This window comes from Achromobacter sp. KK8 (genome assembly GCF_054188005.1).
Window position 1 is genome coordinate 32,610 of the sequence record NZ_CM135178.1, and the last position, 15,899, is coordinate 48,508.

Here is a 15,899-nt window from a genome sequence, read left to right on the forward strand (position 1 = left end):
CACTATGAATGACGCCGTCATGTCCTCGTCCTCCATCGAACAAGCCATGCTGACCCTGGGCGAGAATGCGCGCCGGGCCTCGCGCGCCATGATGCGCGCCAACAGCGCCGCCAAGAACCAGGCCCTGCTGGCCATGGCCGAAGCGCTGGCCGCCAACCAGGCCGAACTGCTGGCCGCCAACGCCAAGGACGTCGCCGCGGCGCGCGCCAATGGCCTGGAGCCGGCCCTGCTCGACCGCCTGACGCTGTCCGAGAAAACACTGGCCCATATGGCCGAAGGGCTGCGCCAGATCGCCGCCCTGCCCGACCCGATCGGCAGCGTCACCGCCACCACCGTGCGCCCCAACGGCATGCGCGTGGCGCAGATGCGCGTGCCGCTGGGCGTGATCGGCATCATTTACGAATCCCGTCCCAACGTCACCATCGACGCGGCGGCGCTGTGCCTGAAGTCCGGCAACGCCGCCATCCTGCGCGGCGGCAGCGAAGCCCTGCACTCCAACGTGGCGCTGGGCCGCATCGTCCAGATGGGCCTGGCCGCCGCCGGCCTGCCGCAGGACGCGGTGCAGGTGGTGGCCACGGCCGACCGCGCCGCGGTCGGCAAGCTCATCACCATGACCGAGCACATCGACGTCATCGTGCCGCGCGGCGGCAAGGGCCTGATCGCCCGACTGTCGCAGGAGGCGCGCGTGCCGCTGATCAAGCACCTGGACGGCAACTGCCACATCTACATCGACGCGGCCGCCGACCCGGACAAGGCCCACGCCATCGCCTTCAATGCCAAGACCTATCGCTACGGCATCTGCGGCGCCATGGAAACCCTGCTGGTGGACGCCGTGGCGGCCGTCTCGATCCTGCCGAGCCTGGCCGCGGCGCTGACCGAACACGGTGTCGAACTGCGCGGCTGCCCCCGCACGCTGGCGCTGCTGCCGCACGCCAAGCCGGCCACCGACGACGACTGGGCCACCGAATACCTGGGCCCGATCCTGGCAATCCGCATCGTCGACTCGCTCGACGACGCCATCGAACACATTGCGCGCTGGGGCTCCGGCCACACCGACGCGATCGTCACCGAAGACCTGTCGGCGGCGCAGCGCTTCCAGCGCGAGGTCGACTCCAGCTCGGTCTATGTCAACCTGCCGACCTGCTTCGCGGACGGCTTCGAATACGGCCTGGGCGCCGAGATCGGCATTTCCACCAACCGCCTGCATGCGCGCGGCCCGGTCGGCCTGGAAGGCCTGACCACGCTCAAATGGGTGCTGACCGGCGAAGGCCAGACCCGCGGCTGATCTTCCACTTTCTTCAAGCTCGCGGCCTGCCGCGCACTACCGGGATTTCCATGCATTCACCCGCCATGGCCATGGCCTTCAGTCTGTTCGTGCTGTGCTTCATCACCTGCTCGCTCTGCGGCCTGGTGCTGTTCTTCGTCAAGAGCAAGCAGATCAACGCCGCATTCAAGCACCCCTATCTGCAGCATCGCCCGTTCGAGCGCTACCCGCTGGCGATCAAGGCAGCGATCATGCTGGATTATTTCTTCCGCCTGATGTTCCCGGGCACCCGATTCTGGCTGATTGGCAACGCCAATGACCTGCTGGCGCACCTCGATCCCAAGAAAGCGCCGTTGGCCTTGAAGTGGCCGATCGTCGGTTTCTGGGGTTCGTGCTGGCTGGGCCTGATCGCAATGATCGTGCTGTGGACGATGCTGTTCCTGGGAGCCTGAGGCCCATGCGGATCGAGATCGAAGACTACCCGGGTTGCACGGAAGCCGCGCGCATCCTGATCGCCGCCCGCGAGGCCGGCATCGCCGGCCCGCGCCTGCCCGCCGCCTGCCGCCCCCAGACCCAGGGCCAGGCGTTCGCCGTGCAGCAACGCACCGCGCAGTTGCTGCGCGAGACCCGCCGCGATGGCATCGGCGCCTGGAAAAGCGCCCTGCCGTCGCCCGAGAAAACCGTGGTCGCCCCCATCTACGCCTCGACCGTGGCGCTGGCCGGCAGGCTGTCCGCCTCCACGCAGGTGGTGCGCATCGAACCGGAAATCGCGTTCGAACTGGCGCGCGACCTGCCCGCCCGCGCCGAACCATACAGCCCAGCCGAGATCGACGCCGCCATTGGCGGCGCGCGGCTGGCGCTGGAAGTGCTGGGTTGCCGCTATGCCGCGCCCGAGCACGCCAGCCTGCCCGAACTGCTGGCGGACCACATGTTCAATGCCGGGCTGGTGCTGGGTCCGCGTATCGCCTCGCCGGACGCCGCGCCGGCCAGTATGACCATCACCCTGTCCGTCGATGGCGCCGAAGTCGAGCAGCATCCCGGCATCCATCCCAACGGCCACGCCAAGGCCGGACTGTACTGGCTTGCCAATTTCCTGCGCGAACAAGGCCTGGCGCTGGCCGCGGGCCAGCACGTCATCACCGGCTCGTACGCGGGCTATCTGGACGTGCCCGCAAACCGCGACCTGGAACTGGCCTATGGCGACCTTGGCGTCCTGAAACTGCGCTTTGTCGTCGATTGAATCGACACCCGCCATCGCCCGAGGCCATGCCATGCTGACCCTGCGTCCCTTTGCTCCCGCGGACTACGCCCTGCTTTCGAGCTGGTTCAATTGCCTGTCCGACGTGGTGCAATGGGGAGGGTCGCATCTCTCGTACCCGCTGGCACAGGCCGATCTGGATGCCATGCTGCGCGAAGGACAGGTCCAACCGCCCACCCGGCGTTGCTGGATGGCATGCCGCGGCGACACGCCAGTGGGTCACGCCCAACTGGCGTACGACTGGCGCGACGGCAATGCCCGCCTGGGCCGTGTCGCCATCGCCCCGGCCGAACGCGGCCAGGGACTGGCCGGCCCGATGGTGACGCTGCTGATCGACGAGGCCTTTCGCACGCCAGGCATCGAACGCCTGGAGCTGAATGTCTACATGTTCAATCAGCCCGCCATCCGCACCTACCAGAAGCTCGGCTTCACGCTCGAAGGCGTGCGGCGCTCATCCACGCGCGCCGGCGAGGCGCGCTGGGATACCGGCATGATGGGATTGCTGCGTACTGAATGGCGGCCGGCTGACGCCGCCATTCAGCGCGCAACCTGAGCTGCTCCGCCGGCTAGCGGACCACCGGCTCCGCAATGCCGACGGCGGGGCCACCGGCCTCAATCACTGCCCCGGCAGCGAGGCACAGATCCTCGCGGTAGCGCCCCGCCACCACCTGGACGCCCACGGGACTGTCGCCGGCGCTGCCCATGGCCACGGTCAGCCCGGGCAATCCCATGAAAGGCAGGCCGATCTGCGTCATCTGCGCGCGCCATACGCGACGGTAGGCCGCGTCGCCCTCCAGGTCCAGGTTGTCGGAAAACGGCAGCTCCGCGGACACCGGCAGCAACAGCACGGGATATTCCGTCAGGAACAGCTCCCACAGGCGCGTCAGCGTCGCGCGGCGCGTCAACACCGCCGAGAACCCGGCCATGTCCATGCCGGCCACGTTTTCACGCTGGCCCTCCAGGGCCACCTGCGCGCCGCGGTCTCCTTCCTTGCGCGCGGCCTCGACCATGGCGTCGTAGCCATCCGCCATCCACATGCGGATCTGCAGGTCTGCGGCCTCCTGCAGCGGCGGCAGGGTATCGATCGTATCCACCGCCCAGCCCGCCTCGCTCAAGCGCCGGGCGGCATCCTGCAAGGCCTTGACCACCGCCGGCGCGGTCTCCATGCCGTCGGGATTCAGGCAAAGCGCCGCGCGCCGCGGCCGGTCCGGACCGGTCAATGGCGCCGGCACCCACCACGGATCGCGCGGATCGGCCGCGGCCATCACGGCCAGGCCCAGCCGCAGGTCGGCGATGCTGCGACCCAGCGGACCGGACACCGCCGTGATCTGGCCGCCGATGGTGCGTTCGGGCAGGGCTGCGTTGTAGGCGGGCACACGGCCCAGCGACGGACGCAGGCCGTGCACGCCGCAAGCATAGGCGGGGTAGCGGATCGAGCCCGCGATATCGGTGCCATGCGCCAGATGGCCAATGCCCGCCGCCACCGCCGCCGCGGCGCCGCCGGACGAGCCTCCCGGCGTCAGCGCGGGATTGCGCGGGTTCAAGGTATTGCCGTGCAGCCGGTTGCCGGTGAACCATCGCAATGAAAACGCGGGGGTGTTGGTGCGGCCGATGATCACCGCGCCCGCCTTGCGCAGGTTGTCCACCACCGGGTTGTTGACCGTCGCGATCACGTCCTTCTGCAACGTCACGCCGTTGGTGGTGGCAAAGCCGACCTGGTCCACATTGACCTTGACCGTCACCGGCACGCCCGCGAGCGCGCCGGGGTCTTCGCCGCGCGCCAGGGCCTGGTCCACCAGGGCAGCCTGCGCCAACGCATCCTCGGGCCGGTGATCGACCACGGCGTTGATCAGGGAATTCACCGCCTGCAGGCGATCCAGCGCGCTCTGCGCGGCCTGGACTGCGGAAACATCGCGCCGGCGGATACGGGCGGCAAGCTCAACTGCGGACAAACGCCAAAGATCGGACACGCGGCACTCCTCTATCTGGTCAACGGAAACCGGCGGCCAGGCGCCGCCGGACGGCCAACCTTAGCGCCCCTTGCACGCGTCCACAAGCCGGGGCGCGCCGCCAGGCCATGCGCTTCAGTCCTCCTCGAACACCTCGACAATCGCGTCCGCGACGGCGCGCACCCGCGCTGTCCGGTTCAGGTCGCCATGCATCACCAGCCATAAATCATAGGGCTCGCTGCGATGAGGCCAGATCCGCACCAGGTCCGGATACTGCGGCGCCATATGGATGGGCAGTTCGCCGATGCCCAGGCCCGCCGCCACCGCCTCGATGATCATCAGGCCCGAATTCAATTCCATGGCAATGCGGCCATTCCCGGTGGGCTCGCCACAGAAGGTGTCCGACCAGCCCGGCAGCACGGCCTGCTGGTAGGTCACCAGCGTATGGCCGGCGAAGGCGGTTCCGGGACGCGGCTCGCCATGCGCTTCGAGATAGGAGCGGGAGGCATACAGCCCGACTTCCTTGCGCGCCAGATGGCGCTGGATCAGGTCGGGATTGTCCGGCTTGATATTGCGGATTGCCAGATCGGCTTCGCGCCGGGTCAGATTGCTCAGCTGAATCGAGGTCGACAGCGCGATGCGGATGTCGGGATGCTGCACGTGCAGCCGGCTGATGGCTTCCATGATGAAATAACTGGCCACGGTCTCGGACGTCGCCACCCGCACCACGCCCGACAGCCGGTGATCCAGCCCTTGCATCTGCCGTTGCAGCTGATCGGCGGCCTGCTCCATGCGCTCGGCCGCGGCAAATGCCTGTTCGCCCGCGGCGGTCGGCACATAGCCCGACGGCGTGCGCAGGAACAAGCGGGCGTCCAGCGAAGCCTCCAGCGCCGCCAGCCGGCGGCCGGCCGTGGCCTGATCGATCTGCAAGAGAGCCGCGGCGCCACGCAGGGTGCCATTGCGGTAGATCGCCAGGAAGATGCGCGCGTTGTCCCAATCCATGCAGGCGGCTCCGCCAAGGCCCCGGCGGATCGCCACGGCGCCAAATGTTGATGCAATTTTGCATCACTATAAAGCAGATTCTCCTATTTTTTTGCATCAGCGGAACCCCTAATCTGTGCACCTCGGAAGTCCCCGGAAGTTCCTGTCATGCGCCCCGCCTGTTCCACTGCCCCGCTCCCCGTCGAACCCGCCCTTCGTCCCGCCGCGACCGGCCTGCTGCCCCTTGTCACCCTGGCCATCGGCTTCGTCATGGCCATGCTCGACGTCACCGTCGTCAACGTCGCCCTGCCCAGCATCGCGCAGCAGTTCACCGTGCCGCTCACCGATCTGGTCTGGATCGTCGACGGCTACACCCTGACCTTCGCCGCCCTGCTGCTGGTGGCCGGCGCCTTGGCCGACCGCTATGGCGCCAAGACCGTCTATCTGGCGGGGCTGGGCGTCTTTACCCTGGCCTCGCTGCTATGCGGCATCGCGCCCGGGGGAGACCTGCTGATCGCCGCCCGCATGCTGCAGGGCCTGGGCGCCGCGCTGTTCATGCCCAGTTCGCTCAGCCTGCTGACCCATGCCTATGAAGACGACCAGGTGCGCAATCGCATGCTGGCCGCATGGTCGGCCATCGTGGCCGTGGCCGGCGCCGCCGGTCCGCTGCTGGGCGGCGTGCTGATCCACCAGTTCGGTTGGCGCGGCATCTTCCTCATCAACCTGCCGCTGGGCCTGGCAGGCCTGTGGCTGGCGCGGCGCCGCATCCAGGCGGCCCCGCGCCGCCCGCGCGCGCTCAATCCGCTGAGCCATGTGTTCGGTGTCGTCGCGCTGTCATCGCTCTGCTTTGCGTTGATCCAGGGCAACGCCTACGGATGGGACTCGTTGCCCATCCTGGGCGCGGCGCTCGTGTTCCTGCTCGCCGCCACGCTGCTCATACACCGCGAGCGGCGCCACGCCGAGCCGATCATTCCGCGCGCGCTGTTCCAGACCACGCAGTTTGCGGCGGCCAACGGCGTGGGCTTTCTCATCAACCTCGCCTCGTACGGCCAATTGTTCCTGCTCAGCCTGTTCCTGCAACAGGCCCGCGGCGCCGACGCCCTGGAGACCGGCATCCAACTGGTGCCCATGCTGGCGGTGTTCTCCATCGGCAACCTGATCTCGAGCCGCATATCGGCGCGCTGGAACGTATCCGCCTCGCTGCTGGGCGGCATCCTGTTGGCGACGGTCATGAGCCTGGCGGGCCTGGCCGCGTTCACGCCCGACATGCCCTACCGGCCCTTCGCCGCCGTGGTGGCGCTGGCGAACCTGGGAGTCGGTATCGCGGTGCCGGCGATGACCAGCGTGGTCATGCAGGTGTCGGGCAAGCATCACGCCAATAGCGCCGCGGCCGCGCTCAACGCCAACCGGCAATCGGGCGCCCTGGTGGGGGTGGCACTGATGGGCACCATCCTGCACCTGCTGCCGGACTGGCATGCCAGCCTGCCCGCCTCCTACGTCATCATCGCCGCCGCGTATCTGGTTGCCGCGATGCTGGTATGGCGGCACCTGCGTCACGCCCGCAACACCTGACGGGCATCGGCGGCCGGCCGTCATCTGGCGGCGAGGCCGCGCCGCCGTGAAGCCACGCTGCCTGAACGGCGCGCGGCGCGGCCGATCAATCGCGACGCAGGATCGCGATCCCGCGGCCGGCAAAAAAACGGTCGAAGACATCCAGCGGCACACAGGCATCGGCCTGCGCGCCCGGCTCGCCGGAAGGATTGTGGAAAATCACGTGCTCCGGCGTGGCCCGCGTCACCAGCACCAGGTGGCCGCCCCGGGCGGGCGGTTCACGATCCGGCCATCGGATCCACGGATGAACCGATGCCATGAAATAGGCGGCGCGGCTCATCATTGCCGGCAGCGCCTCTCCCCGCAGGTCCACGCACACCTCGGCTTCGAGCCCGAACTCCTCGGCCACGAAGCGCACGAACGGCGCGTAGATCAGCCCTTTGATGCGCCCCTCGCCGTCCTCGGTGTAGGCGCCGTGGGGCATGCCGCGACGCGCCAGTTCCAGGGTCGGATGTACCTGCCCGGTGGTGGCGGCCAGCACCATCTTCAAGCAGGCCATGCCGCAGACATGGCTGGCCCAGCGGGCATATTCCGCCACGTCCCGCGCGCCGGAGGCGCGCCAGGAAGGATCGTCCTCCAGCCGCAGTTCCTTGCGTATGATGGCGCCGGCCAGATGGGCCGATTCCCATTGGCAGAAATACGGCACCGCCCGCCGTTCGGCTGACCGCGACACGTCCATGAATCGCTCCGGCAAAAAGTGGATGGCGGTGTTGCGCAAGCAGGGGCCGCCGGCATCCCGCCATCTTGCCCGCCGAGGCCCCGCGTGGCAACCCAGCCCGCTTTGCTTCACAATGGACCTTCCTTGGACACCTTCCGGAGCCTCGCATGACCGACACGTCCCCCTCCCCCGCCATACGCCGCGTCGCCATTGTCGGCGCGGGCACCATCGGCGCCAGCTGGGCCGCGCTGTTCCTGGCGTATGGACTCGAAGTCGTGGTCTGCGATCCCGCCGCCGACGCGGAACCCCTGACGCGCGCGCGCGTCGCCGCCGCCTGGCCGGTGCTGACCGAGCTCGGCCGCGTGGCCGCCGGCGCCAGCCCCGAGGCGCTGCGTTTCGATGCCGACCTGGCCGGCGCGTTGCGCGGCGTGGACTTCGTCCAGGAAAACGGTCCTGAACGCGAAGACTTCAAGACCGACCTGTTCGCGCGCATGGACGCGCTGCTGCCGCCCGAAGTGATCGTCGCCTCCAGCTCCTCCGGACTCATCATGAGCCGCCTGCAGGCACGCTGCCAACATGCGGCGCGCTTCGTCATCGGCCATCCGTTCAACCCGCCTCACCTGATCCCGCTGGTCGAGGTGGTGGGCGGCAAGCAGACCTCCGAAGCGACGGTCGAGCGTTGCATCGCTTTCTACCGCCAGCTGGGCAAGCATCCGATCCGCGTCAACAAGGAAGTCCCGGGCCATATCGCCAACCGCCTCCAGGCCGCGCTGTGGCGCGAGGCGATCCACCTGGCCGCCGACAATGTCGCCAGCGTCGCCGATATCGACGCCGCGGTGTCGCAAGGCCCGGGACTGCGCTGGGCCCTGTTCGGCCCGCACATGACCTTCAACCTCGGAGGCGGCGCCGGCGGCATGGCACATTTCATGGACCACCTGCTCGGCCCCATCCAGACCTGGTGGGACGACCTGGGAACGCCCGAGGTCACGCCTGAGCTGCGGCGCCGCCTGATCGAAGGCGTCAACGCCGAAGCCGGCCAGCGCGACATCGCCGACCTGGTGCGGGATCGCGACGCGCAGCTGACGGCGCTGCTGAAGGTCCTGCAGCGCTGATCCGGCCCGGCGGCGCCAGCCGGCGGCCCGCCGCTGTTATGCTGTCCTTTGCCCGGGACGCCACGCCGCCCGCTCTTTCACACGCAGGGATTCCCATGCTTTCCGTCATCCACGACACCGCCCATTCCCGCTACACCGCCACCGTCGACGGCGTGCTGTGCGTACTGGACTACCACCTGCGTGATGGCGTGATGACCATCACGCACACCGGCGTGCCCAGCCAGGTGGGTGGACGCGGCATCGCCGCCGAGCTCACCCGCGTCGCCCTCGACACAGCCCGCGCGCAAGGCTGGAAAGTCCGTCCGCAGTGTTCCTATGCCGACGTCTACATGCGCCGCCACCCCGAATACAACGACCTGCTGGCCTGAGCCCTGCCGTGACCGCGCCTGATTCCACCGCCTGTCCCTGTGGCACCGGCAAAACCTACACCGCCTGCTGCGGCCGCTGGCACCAGGGCCCCCAAGCCTTGCAGGCTCCCACCGCGCAAGACTTGATGCGTTCGCGTTACAGCGCCTTCGTGCTGGACAAGCTCGACTACCTGCTCGAAACCTGGCATCCCACGACCCGCCCGGCCTCGCTCGAACCCAATCCGCCCGCGATGAAGTGGCTCGGCCTGGCCATCAAGCAGGCCCGCGACCAGGATGCCGATCACGCCACCGTCGAATTCGTGGCCCGCAGCCGCCTGGCCGGACGCGCCAGCCGCATGCATGAGGTCAGCCGCTTCGTGCGTGAAGCCGGGCGCTGGTATTACCTGGATGGCGACCTAAGCTGAAGCCCGCCGTTGCGGCGGCATCTGCACGTCCTGGCCTACCGCCTGCGCCAGCACCGTCACCAGGTTCTTCAGCGCCGCATCGGCCGCGGCGCCCGCTCCTCCCACGATCGCCAACTCCGTCCGAGGCGCTGGCGCCAAACCCGACTCCGGCCCCAACACACCATGCTCGGGCAGACACGCGAAAGCCGGCAGCAGCGAAATCCCCAGCCCCGCCGCCACCGCGGCCTGCACGCCAGCCAGGCTCTGGCTGTGATACGCGACGCGCCACGACCGACCGGCGCTTTCCAGCGCATAGATCATGCGCTTGCGATAGATGCAGCCGTGCGGAAACAACACCAACGGCAGCGGCTCCACGCCCTGCAGCAAACGCTCATCCCCGACCCACGCCAGTTGCTCGGGCCACGCCGCCAGGCAAGGGCCTTCGCCGGGCTCCCGCTTGATCAGGGCCAGATCCAGTTCCCCGGCGCCGAGCCGGGCTTTCAGCTCCATGCTCATGCCACTGCCGGTCTCCAGGCGGATATCCGGATGGCTCACGGCAAACCCCGCCAGCAGCGCCGTCAGTCGCGCCACATCGAAGTCCTCGGGAATGCCCAGCCGGATCGCCCGCGTGCGACGCGGCGTCGCCAGCGCCAGTTCCGCCTCGTCCGCCATCGCCAGCAGTTTGCGCGCGTAGGCCAGCATCAGCTCGCCATCGTCGGTGGCCTGCACCTGGTTGCCCGCGCGATCGCGCAGCAACAGGGTCCTGCCCACGGTCAGCTCAAGCTTGCGTACCTGCTGACTCACGGTCGATTGTGTGCGGTGCACGCGACCGGCGGCCCGTGTGAAGCTGCCTTCATCGACCACGCAGACCAGGGTGCGGAGCAATTCGAGATCGAGCATGAGATATCCGTTTGAGAAGCCTCGGGGTCCCGGTTTCCGCGAACCTCGCCGAGGGGCCAAGCGTTTTCGCGTTCGTTTTCACCTGCCAGGAATGATATTTGAAATATCACTGAAAGCAGTTTTATTATTAATTTTACAACTTACCTGAGCAATCCTAAGCTGGCACCCGTCTTCAACGATCTTCAAGGAAACGCCATGCCCCTGGATCACCTCCCGCGCCCGCAATGGCTCACTTTCGACTGCTACGGCACCCTGATCCAATGGGATGAAGGCCTGCAAGCCGCCGTGGCCCGCATTCTGGCCGCCAATCAGGGGGCACAGCGCACCCCGACGCCCGCGCGATTCCTGCGTATCTACGACGAGCACGAACATCGGTTGGAGCGCACCCCGCCCCATCGGCATTTCGCCGACATCACGCGCGAAGCGCTGCGGCTGACCATGCACGACCTGGGACTCGAATATCGCCCGCAGGATGCCGCGCTGCTCACCGACAGTATTTCGGCCATGCCGCCATTTCCCGAAGTGGTCGACACGCTTGCGCTGCTCAAGCGCGCTGGCTTCCGCCTCTGCATCATCTCCAATACCGACGACGCCATCATCGCCGGCAATGTGGCGCAATTAGGCGGTCACGTCGACCGCGTCGTCACCGCCGAACAGGCGGGCGCCTACAAGCCGTCGCGCCGCATCTTTGCCCATGCCCATGACAGCCTCGGCGTCACCCCGGACGAAGTCGTGCACATTTGCGCCAGTCCCCACCTGGACCATGCCGCCGCGCGCGACATCGGCTTTCGCTGCGTGTGGATCGACCGCGGTACCGGCCGCCAGCCCTTGCCGGACTACCGTCCCGACGCTACCGTATCGACTCTGGACCAAGTACCCGGGCTGTTGCGCCAGGCCGGCTGGATGTAGGGAATCGGGCGGGCGCATATCACCGCCCGTTCCGATCCGGCATCCCGGCCGGCTCGACGCCGCCGCCCGGCACTCTCGCTCACGACGCCATCCTGGCGATTTCCAACTTCAATCGGGCAGCCAATGAACCACGATCCTCATTTCGCCAACGCGCTGTTCCACGCCGAGCACGTCAGCGCCCTGCGCGATGACCTTGCGCTGGCGCTGCGCGCCGCCGCCGCCCACGGGCTCGGCGAAGGCGTCTGCAACCATTTCAGCGTGGCGCTACCGGGAGACTCCGACCATTTCCTGCTGAACCCGCGCGGCCTGATGTGGCATGAGGTCCAGGCTGCCGATATCGTGCTGGTCGATGCCGAGGGTCGCAAGCTGGCGGGACGCCACGAAGTCGAACCCACGGCCATGTTCATCCACGCCGCAATCCATCGCATCGCCGGCAAGGCCTGTGTATTGCATACCCACATGCCCTACGCCACCGCATTGACGCTCACCAGCACCCGCGCCCTCGACACCACGCTCTCGCAGAATGCGATGCGCTTCCATGGCCGCATCGCGGTCGATGACGAATACAACGGCCTGGCGTTGGACGCCAGCGAAGGCGAACGCATTGCCCGCGCCATGCAGGGCGCAGACATTGCTTTCCTCGGCAATCACGGTGTGGTGGTCTGCGGCGAGCGGCTCGACTACGCCTACGACGATCTCTTCTTCCTCGAACGCGCCTGTACCGCGCAAGTGCTTGCCGAATCCACCGGCCGCGCCTTGGCCCCGGTGGATCCGCTGATCGCCGGCAAGGTGGCCGCGCAAATACAGAGCGAACGCCTGCAGTCGGAACTGTTCTTCGCCGCATTGCGGCGCCAGTTGCCGGACGCCGCGCAGCGTCAGCCCGGCTGAACTTCCTTCTTCCCCGGGGAGGCCGGCACCTGCCTGGCCCCCGCCCGCGGCGCCAGATCGTAGTAGCCGGAAAGCAACCGCCAATGAAAAAACCCCGCAGGCGTCAGCCTGCGGGGTTTTCTTCTTGAATAACTGCCTGATACTGACCTACTTTCACAGACGTCCGTCCACTATCATCGGCGCGAAGGCGTTTCACTGTCCTGTTCGGGATGGGAAGGAGTGGTACCACCTTGCTATGGGCATCAGGCTTGACCTGCCGAGCATCCCGCCTCGATGGCGAGCGCTCCAATCCTGGGTACTGCATGGCCAGCTTTGTTCGCGACGATCAGAGCCGGGCTCGATAATCGTGGCGCACGCATGAACGGGCTTTTCATAAAAACAAAACCCCACAGGCGCGAGCCTATGGGGTTTTGAGCAATAAAAGCCTGACGATGACCTACTTTCACAGACGTCCGTCCACTATCATCGGCGCAAAGGCGTTTCACTGTCCTGTTCGGGATGGGAAGGAGTGGTACCACCTTGCTATGGTCGTCAGGCGTAACGGGTTGAGAGATTGTCTTTGAGGGACAACCGCTCCAATCTTGGAAGAAGCGCAACGTGTGGGGATCAGAGAGTGTCTCGATGATCCCGCACAGTGGGTGTAATTGGTGTTGGCTGGCTGCTGACGGGGCAGCCAGATTTTGTATTGAACGACACTTGGAACGCTATATCACCAGGTCATAACCATCAGTGTTATAGGATCAAGCCTCACGAGCAATTAGTATCGGTTAGCTTAACGCATTACTGCGCTTCCACACCCGACCTATCAACGTCCTGGTCTCGAACGACTCTTTAGGGGGATCAAGTCCCCGGGATACCTAATCTTCAGACGAGTTTCCCGCTTAGATGCCTTCAGCGGTTATCTCTTCCGTACTTAGCTACCCGGCAATGCCATTGGCATGACAACCGGTACACCAGAGGTACGTCCACTCCGGTCCTCTCGTACTAGGAGCAGGCTCCGTCAAGTATCCAACGCCCACGGCAGATAGGGACCAAACTGTCTCACGACGTTTTAAACCCAGCTCACGTACCTCTTTAAATGGCGAACAGCCATACCCTTGGGACCGGCTACAGCCCCAGGATGAGATGAGCCGACATCGAGGTGCCAAACACCGCCGTCGATATGAACTCTTGGGCGGTATCAGCCTGTTATCCCCAGAGTACCTTTTATCCGTTGAGCGATGGCCCTTCCATTCAGAACCACCGGATCACTATGTCCTGCTTTCGCACCTGTTCGACTTGTCAGTCTCACAGTCAAGCACGCTTATGCCATTGCACTATCAGCACGATTTCCGACCGTACCTAGCGTACCTTCGAACTCCTCCGTTACACTTTGGGAGGAGACCGCCCCAGTCAAACTGCCCACCATGCACTGTCCCCGATCCGGATAACGGACCAAGGTTAGAACCGCAAACAAACCAGGGTGGTATTTCAAGGATGGCTCCACGTGATCTAGCGACCACGCTTCAAAGCCTCCCACCTATCCTACACAGGCCGGTTCACAGTCCAATGCAAAGCTACAGTAAAGGTTCATGGGGTCTTTCCGTCTAGCCGCGGGTAGATTGCATCATCACAAACACTTCAACTTCGCTGAGTCTCAGGAGGAGACAGTGTGGCCATCGTTACGCCATTCGTGCAGGTCGGAACTTACCCGACAAGGAATTTCGCTACCTTAGGACCGTTATAGTTACGGCCGCCGTTTACCGGGGCTTCGATCAAGAGCTTGCACCCCATCACTTAACCTTCCGGCACCGGGCAGGCGTCACACCCTATACGTCGACTTTCGTCTTTGCAGAGTGCTGTGTTTTTAATAAACAGTCGCAGCCACCGATTCTCTGCGACCCCATCATGCTAAGCGCGCAGGCGCTTCACACTACCGGGGTATACCTTCTCCCGAAGTTACGGTATCAATTTGCCGAGTTCCTTCTCCTGAGTTCTCTCAAGCGCCTTGGAATATTCATCCCGTCCACCTGTGTCGGTTTGCGGTACGGTCTCGTACAGCTGAAGCTTAGAGGCTTTTCTTGGAACCACTTCCAATCACTTCGCAAGCAATGCTCGCTCGTGCCGTACCCTTGATTTACGCGCCCGGATTTGCCTAAGCGCCATCTTCGATACGTCAACAGGGACATCCAACACCCTGATGATCTTCCGCGATCCGTCCCCCCATCGCACTGTACGACGGTGCTGGAATATTAACCAGCTTCCCATCAGCTACGCATCTCTGCCTCGCCTTAGGGGCCGACTCACCCTGCGCCGATGAACGTTGCGCAGGAAACCTTGGACTTACGGCGAGGGGGCTTTTCACCCCCTTTATCGCTACTCATGTCAGCATTCGCACTTCTGATACCTCCAGCAGCCTTTACAAGCCACCTTCGCAGGCTTACAGAACGCTCTCCTACCGCGTGTACAAAGTACACACCCGCAGCTTCGGTTTATCGCTTAGCCCCGTTACATCTTCCGCGCAGGACGACTCGATCAGTGAGCTATTACGCTTTCTTTAAAGGATGGCTGCTTCTAAGCCAACCTCCTGACTGTCTATGCCTTCCCACTTCGTTTCCCACTTAGCGATAATTTGGGACCTTAGCTGGCGGTCTGGGTTGTTTCCCTCTTGAGTCCGGACGTTAGCACCCGGTGCTCTGTCTCCCAAGCTGTACTTGCGGGTATTCGGAGTTTGCCATAGTTTGGTAAGTCGCCATGACCCCCTAGCTATAACAGTGCTCTACCCCCCGCAGTAATACTTGAGGCACTACCTAAATAGTTTTCGGAGAGAACCAGCTATTTCCAGATTTGTTTAGCCTTTCACCCCTATCCACAGCTCATCCCCTAATTTTTCAACATTAGTGGGTTCGGTCCTCCAGCACGTGTTACCGTGCCTTCAACCTGGCCATGGATAGATCATCTGGTTTCGGGTCTACACCCAGCGACTGAATCGCCCTATTCGGACTCGCTTTCGCTACGGCTTCCCTATTCGGTTAACCTTGCCACTGAATGTAAGTCGCTGACCCATTATACAAAAGGTACGCAGTCACCCCACAAGGAGGCTCCTACTGTTTGTATGCATACGGTTTCAGGATCTATTTCACTCCCCTTCCGGGGTTCTTTTCGCCTTTCCCTCACGGTACTGGTTCACTATCGGTCGATCACGAGTATTTAGCCTTGGAGGATGGTCCCCCCATCTTCAAACAGGATTTCACGTGTCCCGCCCTACTTTTCTCACGCTTAGTTCCACACACAAAATTTCGTCTACAGGGCTATCACCTGCTACGGCCGGACTTTCCATTCCGTTCGACTATCTTGCATGCTAAAACGTGAAGGCTCTTCCGATTTCGCTCGCCACTACTTTCGGAATCTCGGTTGATTTCTTTTCCTCGAGCTACTGAGATGTTTCAGTTCACCCGGTTCGCTTCCACTGACCTATGTATTCAGTCAGGGATACTCCTTGCGGAGTGGGTTTCCCCATTCGGATATCTGCGGATCAAAGCTTGTTTGCCAGCTCCCCGCAGCTTTTCGCAGGCTACTACGTCCTTCATCGCCTGTGATCGCCAAGGCATCCACCATATGCACTTAGTCGCTTGATCC

At 64.5% G+C, this 15,899-nt stretch carries 14 protein-coding genes and 3 rRNA genes; 10 read left to right on the top strand and 7 right to left on the bottom strand.

All coding sequences use genetic code 11. From position 1 onward, the window contains the following. Positions 1-4 precede the first annotated feature (4 nt). The 4 genes from ACVN9Z_RS00150 to ACVN9Z_RS00165 are packed head-to-tail and all read left to right on the top strand — an operon-like array spanning position 5 to position 3,075. Positions 5-1,285: a glutamate-5-semialdehyde dehydrogenase gene (locus tag ACVN9Z_RS00150; protein ID WP_054449139.1), complete on the top strand. Its 1,281-nt coding sequence runs from the start codon at positions 5-7 to the stop codon at positions 1,283-1,285. Positions 1,286-1,335: 50 nt separating this feature from the next. Further along, positions 1,336-1,716 (top strand): hypothetical protein, encoded by a 381-nt coding sequence (locus tag ACVN9Z_RS00155; RefSeq protein WP_020929079.1) that lies wholly within the window; start codon positions 1,336-1,338, stop codon positions 1,714-1,716. 5 nt (positions 1,717-1,721) lie between these two features. Next, complete coding sequence (locus ACVN9Z_RS00160; protein ID WP_026384221.1) at positions 1,722-2,504, top strand: 2-keto-4-pentenoate hydratase; 783 nt, start codon at positions 1,722-1,724, stop codon at positions 2,502-2,504. A gap of 31 nt (positions 2,505-2,535) precedes the next feature. Further along, positions 2,536-3,075, top strand: a complete 540-nt coding sequence (locus ACVN9Z_RS00165; protein ID WP_024070012.1) for a GNAT family N-acetyltransferase — start codon at positions 2,536-2,538, stop codon at positions 3,073-3,075. A gap of 13 nt (positions 3,076-3,088) precedes the next feature. Here ACVN9Z_RS00165 and ACVN9Z_RS00170 read toward each other — a convergent pair whose 3' ends face one another. Together ACVN9Z_RS00170 and ACVN9Z_RS00175 are read right to left on the bottom strand one after the other, a co-directional pair. Next, positions 3,089-4,492 (bottom strand): amidase family protein, encoded by a 1,404-nt coding sequence (locus tag ACVN9Z_RS00170; protein WP_458212969.1) that lies wholly within the window; start codon positions 4,490-4,492, stop codon positions 3,089-3,091. Positions 4,493-4,606: 114 nt separating this feature from the next. Further along, positions 4,607-5,473 (bottom strand): LysR family transcriptional regulator, encoded by an 867-nt coding sequence (locus ACVN9Z_RS00175; RefSeq protein ID WP_020929083.1) that lies wholly within the window; start codon positions 5,471-5,473, stop codon positions 4,607-4,609. Positions 5,474-5,620: 147 nt separating this feature from the next. Here ACVN9Z_RS00175 and ACVN9Z_RS00180 point away from each other — a divergent pair, with 147 nt between their 5' ends. After that, positions 5,621-7,024: an MFS transporter gene (locus ACVN9Z_RS00180; protein ID WP_020929084.1), complete on the top strand. Its 1,404-nt coding sequence runs from the start codon at positions 5,621-5,623 to the stop codon at positions 7,022-7,024. 85 nt (positions 7,025-7,109) lie between these two features. Here the strand turns inward: ACVN9Z_RS00180 and ACVN9Z_RS00185 are convergent, their stop codons facing one another. Then, positions 7,110-7,742 carry a hypothetical protein gene (locus ACVN9Z_RS00185; RefSeq protein WP_155866664.1) on the bottom strand — a complete coding sequence of 211 codons (633 nt, stop codon included), beginning with the start codon at positions 7,740-7,742 and terminating at the stop codon, positions 7,110-7,112. Positions 7,743-7,888: 146 nt separating this feature from the next. Here ACVN9Z_RS00185 and ACVN9Z_RS00190 point away from each other — a divergent pair, with 146 nt between their 5' ends. The 3 genes from ACVN9Z_RS00190 (at position 7,889) to ACVN9Z_RS00200 (ending at position 9,605) form a co-directional block, all read left to right on the top strand. After that, on the top strand, positions 7,889-8,833 hold the full coding sequence (locus ACVN9Z_RS00190) for a 3-hydroxyacyl-CoA dehydrogenase NAD-binding domain-containing protein (protein ID WP_024070016.1): 945 nt from the start codon (positions 7,889-7,891) through the stop codon (positions 8,831-8,833). A gap of 95 nt (positions 8,834-8,928) precedes the next feature. Then, complete coding sequence (locus ACVN9Z_RS00195) at positions 8,929-9,201, top strand: GNAT family N-acetyltransferase (RefSeq protein ID WP_006385666.1); 273 nt, start codon at positions 8,929-8,931, stop codon at positions 9,199-9,201. Positions 9,202-9,209: 8 nt separating this feature from the next. Continuing rightward, positions 9,210-9,605 carry a YchJ family protein gene (locus ACVN9Z_RS00200; protein ID WP_006385667.1) on the top strand — a complete coding sequence of 132 codons (396 nt, stop codon included), beginning with the start codon at positions 9,210-9,212 and terminating at the stop codon, positions 9,603-9,605. On the opposite strand, the gene ACVN9Z_RS00205 is transcribed toward ACVN9Z_RS00200, so the two are convergent. Continuing rightward, the gene (locus tag ACVN9Z_RS00205; RefSeq protein WP_054473867.1) at positions 9,597-10,484 is read right to left on the bottom strand and encodes a LysR substrate-binding domain-containing protein; all 888 of its coding nucleotides are present in this window, start codon (positions 10,482-10,484) and stop codon (positions 9,597-9,599) included. The genes ACVN9Z_RS00200 and ACVN9Z_RS00205 overlap by 9 nt on opposite strands. Positions 10,485-10,679: 195 nt before the next feature. On the opposite strand from ACVN9Z_RS00205, the gene ACVN9Z_RS00210 reads away from it, so the two are divergent. Both ACVN9Z_RS00210 and ACVN9Z_RS00215 read left to right on the top strand, forming a co-directional pair. After that, positions 10,680-11,393: a haloacid dehalogenase type II gene (locus tag ACVN9Z_RS00210; protein WP_107316345.1), complete on the top strand. Its 714-nt coding sequence runs from the start codon at positions 10,680-10,682 to the stop codon at positions 11,391-11,393. Between the two features lie 123 nt (positions 11,394-11,516). Beyond that, complete coding sequence (locus tag ACVN9Z_RS00215) at positions 11,517-12,281, top strand: aldolase (RefSeq protein WP_026384027.1); 765 nt, start codon at positions 11,517-11,519, stop codon at positions 12,279-12,281. A 134-nt stretch (positions 12,282-12,415) separates the two neighbouring features. Here ACVN9Z_RS00215 and rrf (ACVN9Z_RS00220) read toward each other — a convergent pair. The 3 genes from rrf (ACVN9Z_RS00220) to ACVN9Z_RS00230 form a co-directional block, all read right to left on the bottom strand. Further along, a 5S ribosomal RNA gene (rrf, locus tag ACVN9Z_RS00220) occupies positions 12,416-12,528 on the bottom strand. Between the two features lie 176 nt (positions 12,529-12,704). Beyond that, positions 12,705-12,817 (bottom strand): 5S ribosomal RNA (gene rrf, locus ACVN9Z_RS00225). A gap of 200 nt (positions 12,818-13,017) precedes the next feature. Continuing rightward, positions 13,018-15,898, bottom strand: a 23S ribosomal RNA gene (locus ACVN9Z_RS00230). Between the last annotated feature and the right edge of the window lies 1 nt (position 15,899).

What these genes read in the sequence shown, in the direction of transcription:
- ACVN9Z_RS00185 (WP_155866664.1), bottom strand. Translation starts at nt 7,742, where the DNA reads ATGGACGTGTCGCGGTCAGCCGAACGGCGGGCGGTGCCGTATTTCTGC.
- ACVN9Z_RS00165 (WP_024070012.1), top strand. Translation starts at nt 2,536, where the DNA reads ATGCTGACCCTGCGTCCCTTTGCTCCCGCGGACTACGCCCTGCTTTCG.
- ACVN9Z_RS00150 (WP_054449139.1), top strand. Translation starts at nt 5, where the DNA reads ATGAATGACGCCGTCATGTCCTCGTCCTCCATCGAACAAGCCATGCTG.
- ACVN9Z_RS00155 (WP_020929079.1), top strand. Translation starts at nt 1,336, where the DNA reads ATGCATTCACCCGCCATGGCCATGGCCTTCAGTCTGTTCGTGCTGTGC.
- ACVN9Z_RS00195 (WP_006385666.1), top strand. Translation starts at nt 8,929, where the DNA reads ATGCTTTCCGTCATCCACGACACCGCCCATTCCCGCTACACCGCCACC.
- ACVN9Z_RS00210 (WP_107316345.1), top strand. Translation starts at nt 10,680, where the DNA reads ATGCCCCTGGATCACCTCCCGCGCCCGCAATGGCTCACTTTCGACTGC.
- ACVN9Z_RS00160 (WP_026384221.1), top strand. Translation starts at nt 1,722, where the DNA reads ATGCGGATCGAGATCGAAGACTACCCGGGTTGCACGGAAGCCGCGCGC.
- ACVN9Z_RS00205 (WP_054473867.1), bottom strand. Translation starts at nt 10,484, where the DNA reads ATGCTCGATCTCGAATTGCTCCGCACCCTGGTCTGCGTGGTCGATGAA.
- ACVN9Z_RS00215 (WP_026384027.1), top strand. Translation starts at nt 11,517, where the DNA reads ATGAACCACGATCCTCATTTCGCCAACGCGCTGTTCCACGCCGAGCAC.
- ACVN9Z_RS00190 (WP_024070016.1), top strand. Translation starts at nt 7,889, where the DNA reads ATGACCGACACGTCCCCCTCCCCCGCCATACGCCGCGTCGCCATTGTC.
- ACVN9Z_RS00180 (WP_020929084.1), top strand. Translation starts at nt 5,621, where the DNA reads ATGCGCCCCGCCTGTTCCACTGCCCCGCTCCCCGTCGAACCCGCCCTT.
- ACVN9Z_RS00175 (WP_020929083.1), bottom strand. Translation starts at nt 5,473, where the DNA reads ATGGATTGGGACAACGCGCGCATCTTCCTGGCGATCTACCGCAATGGC.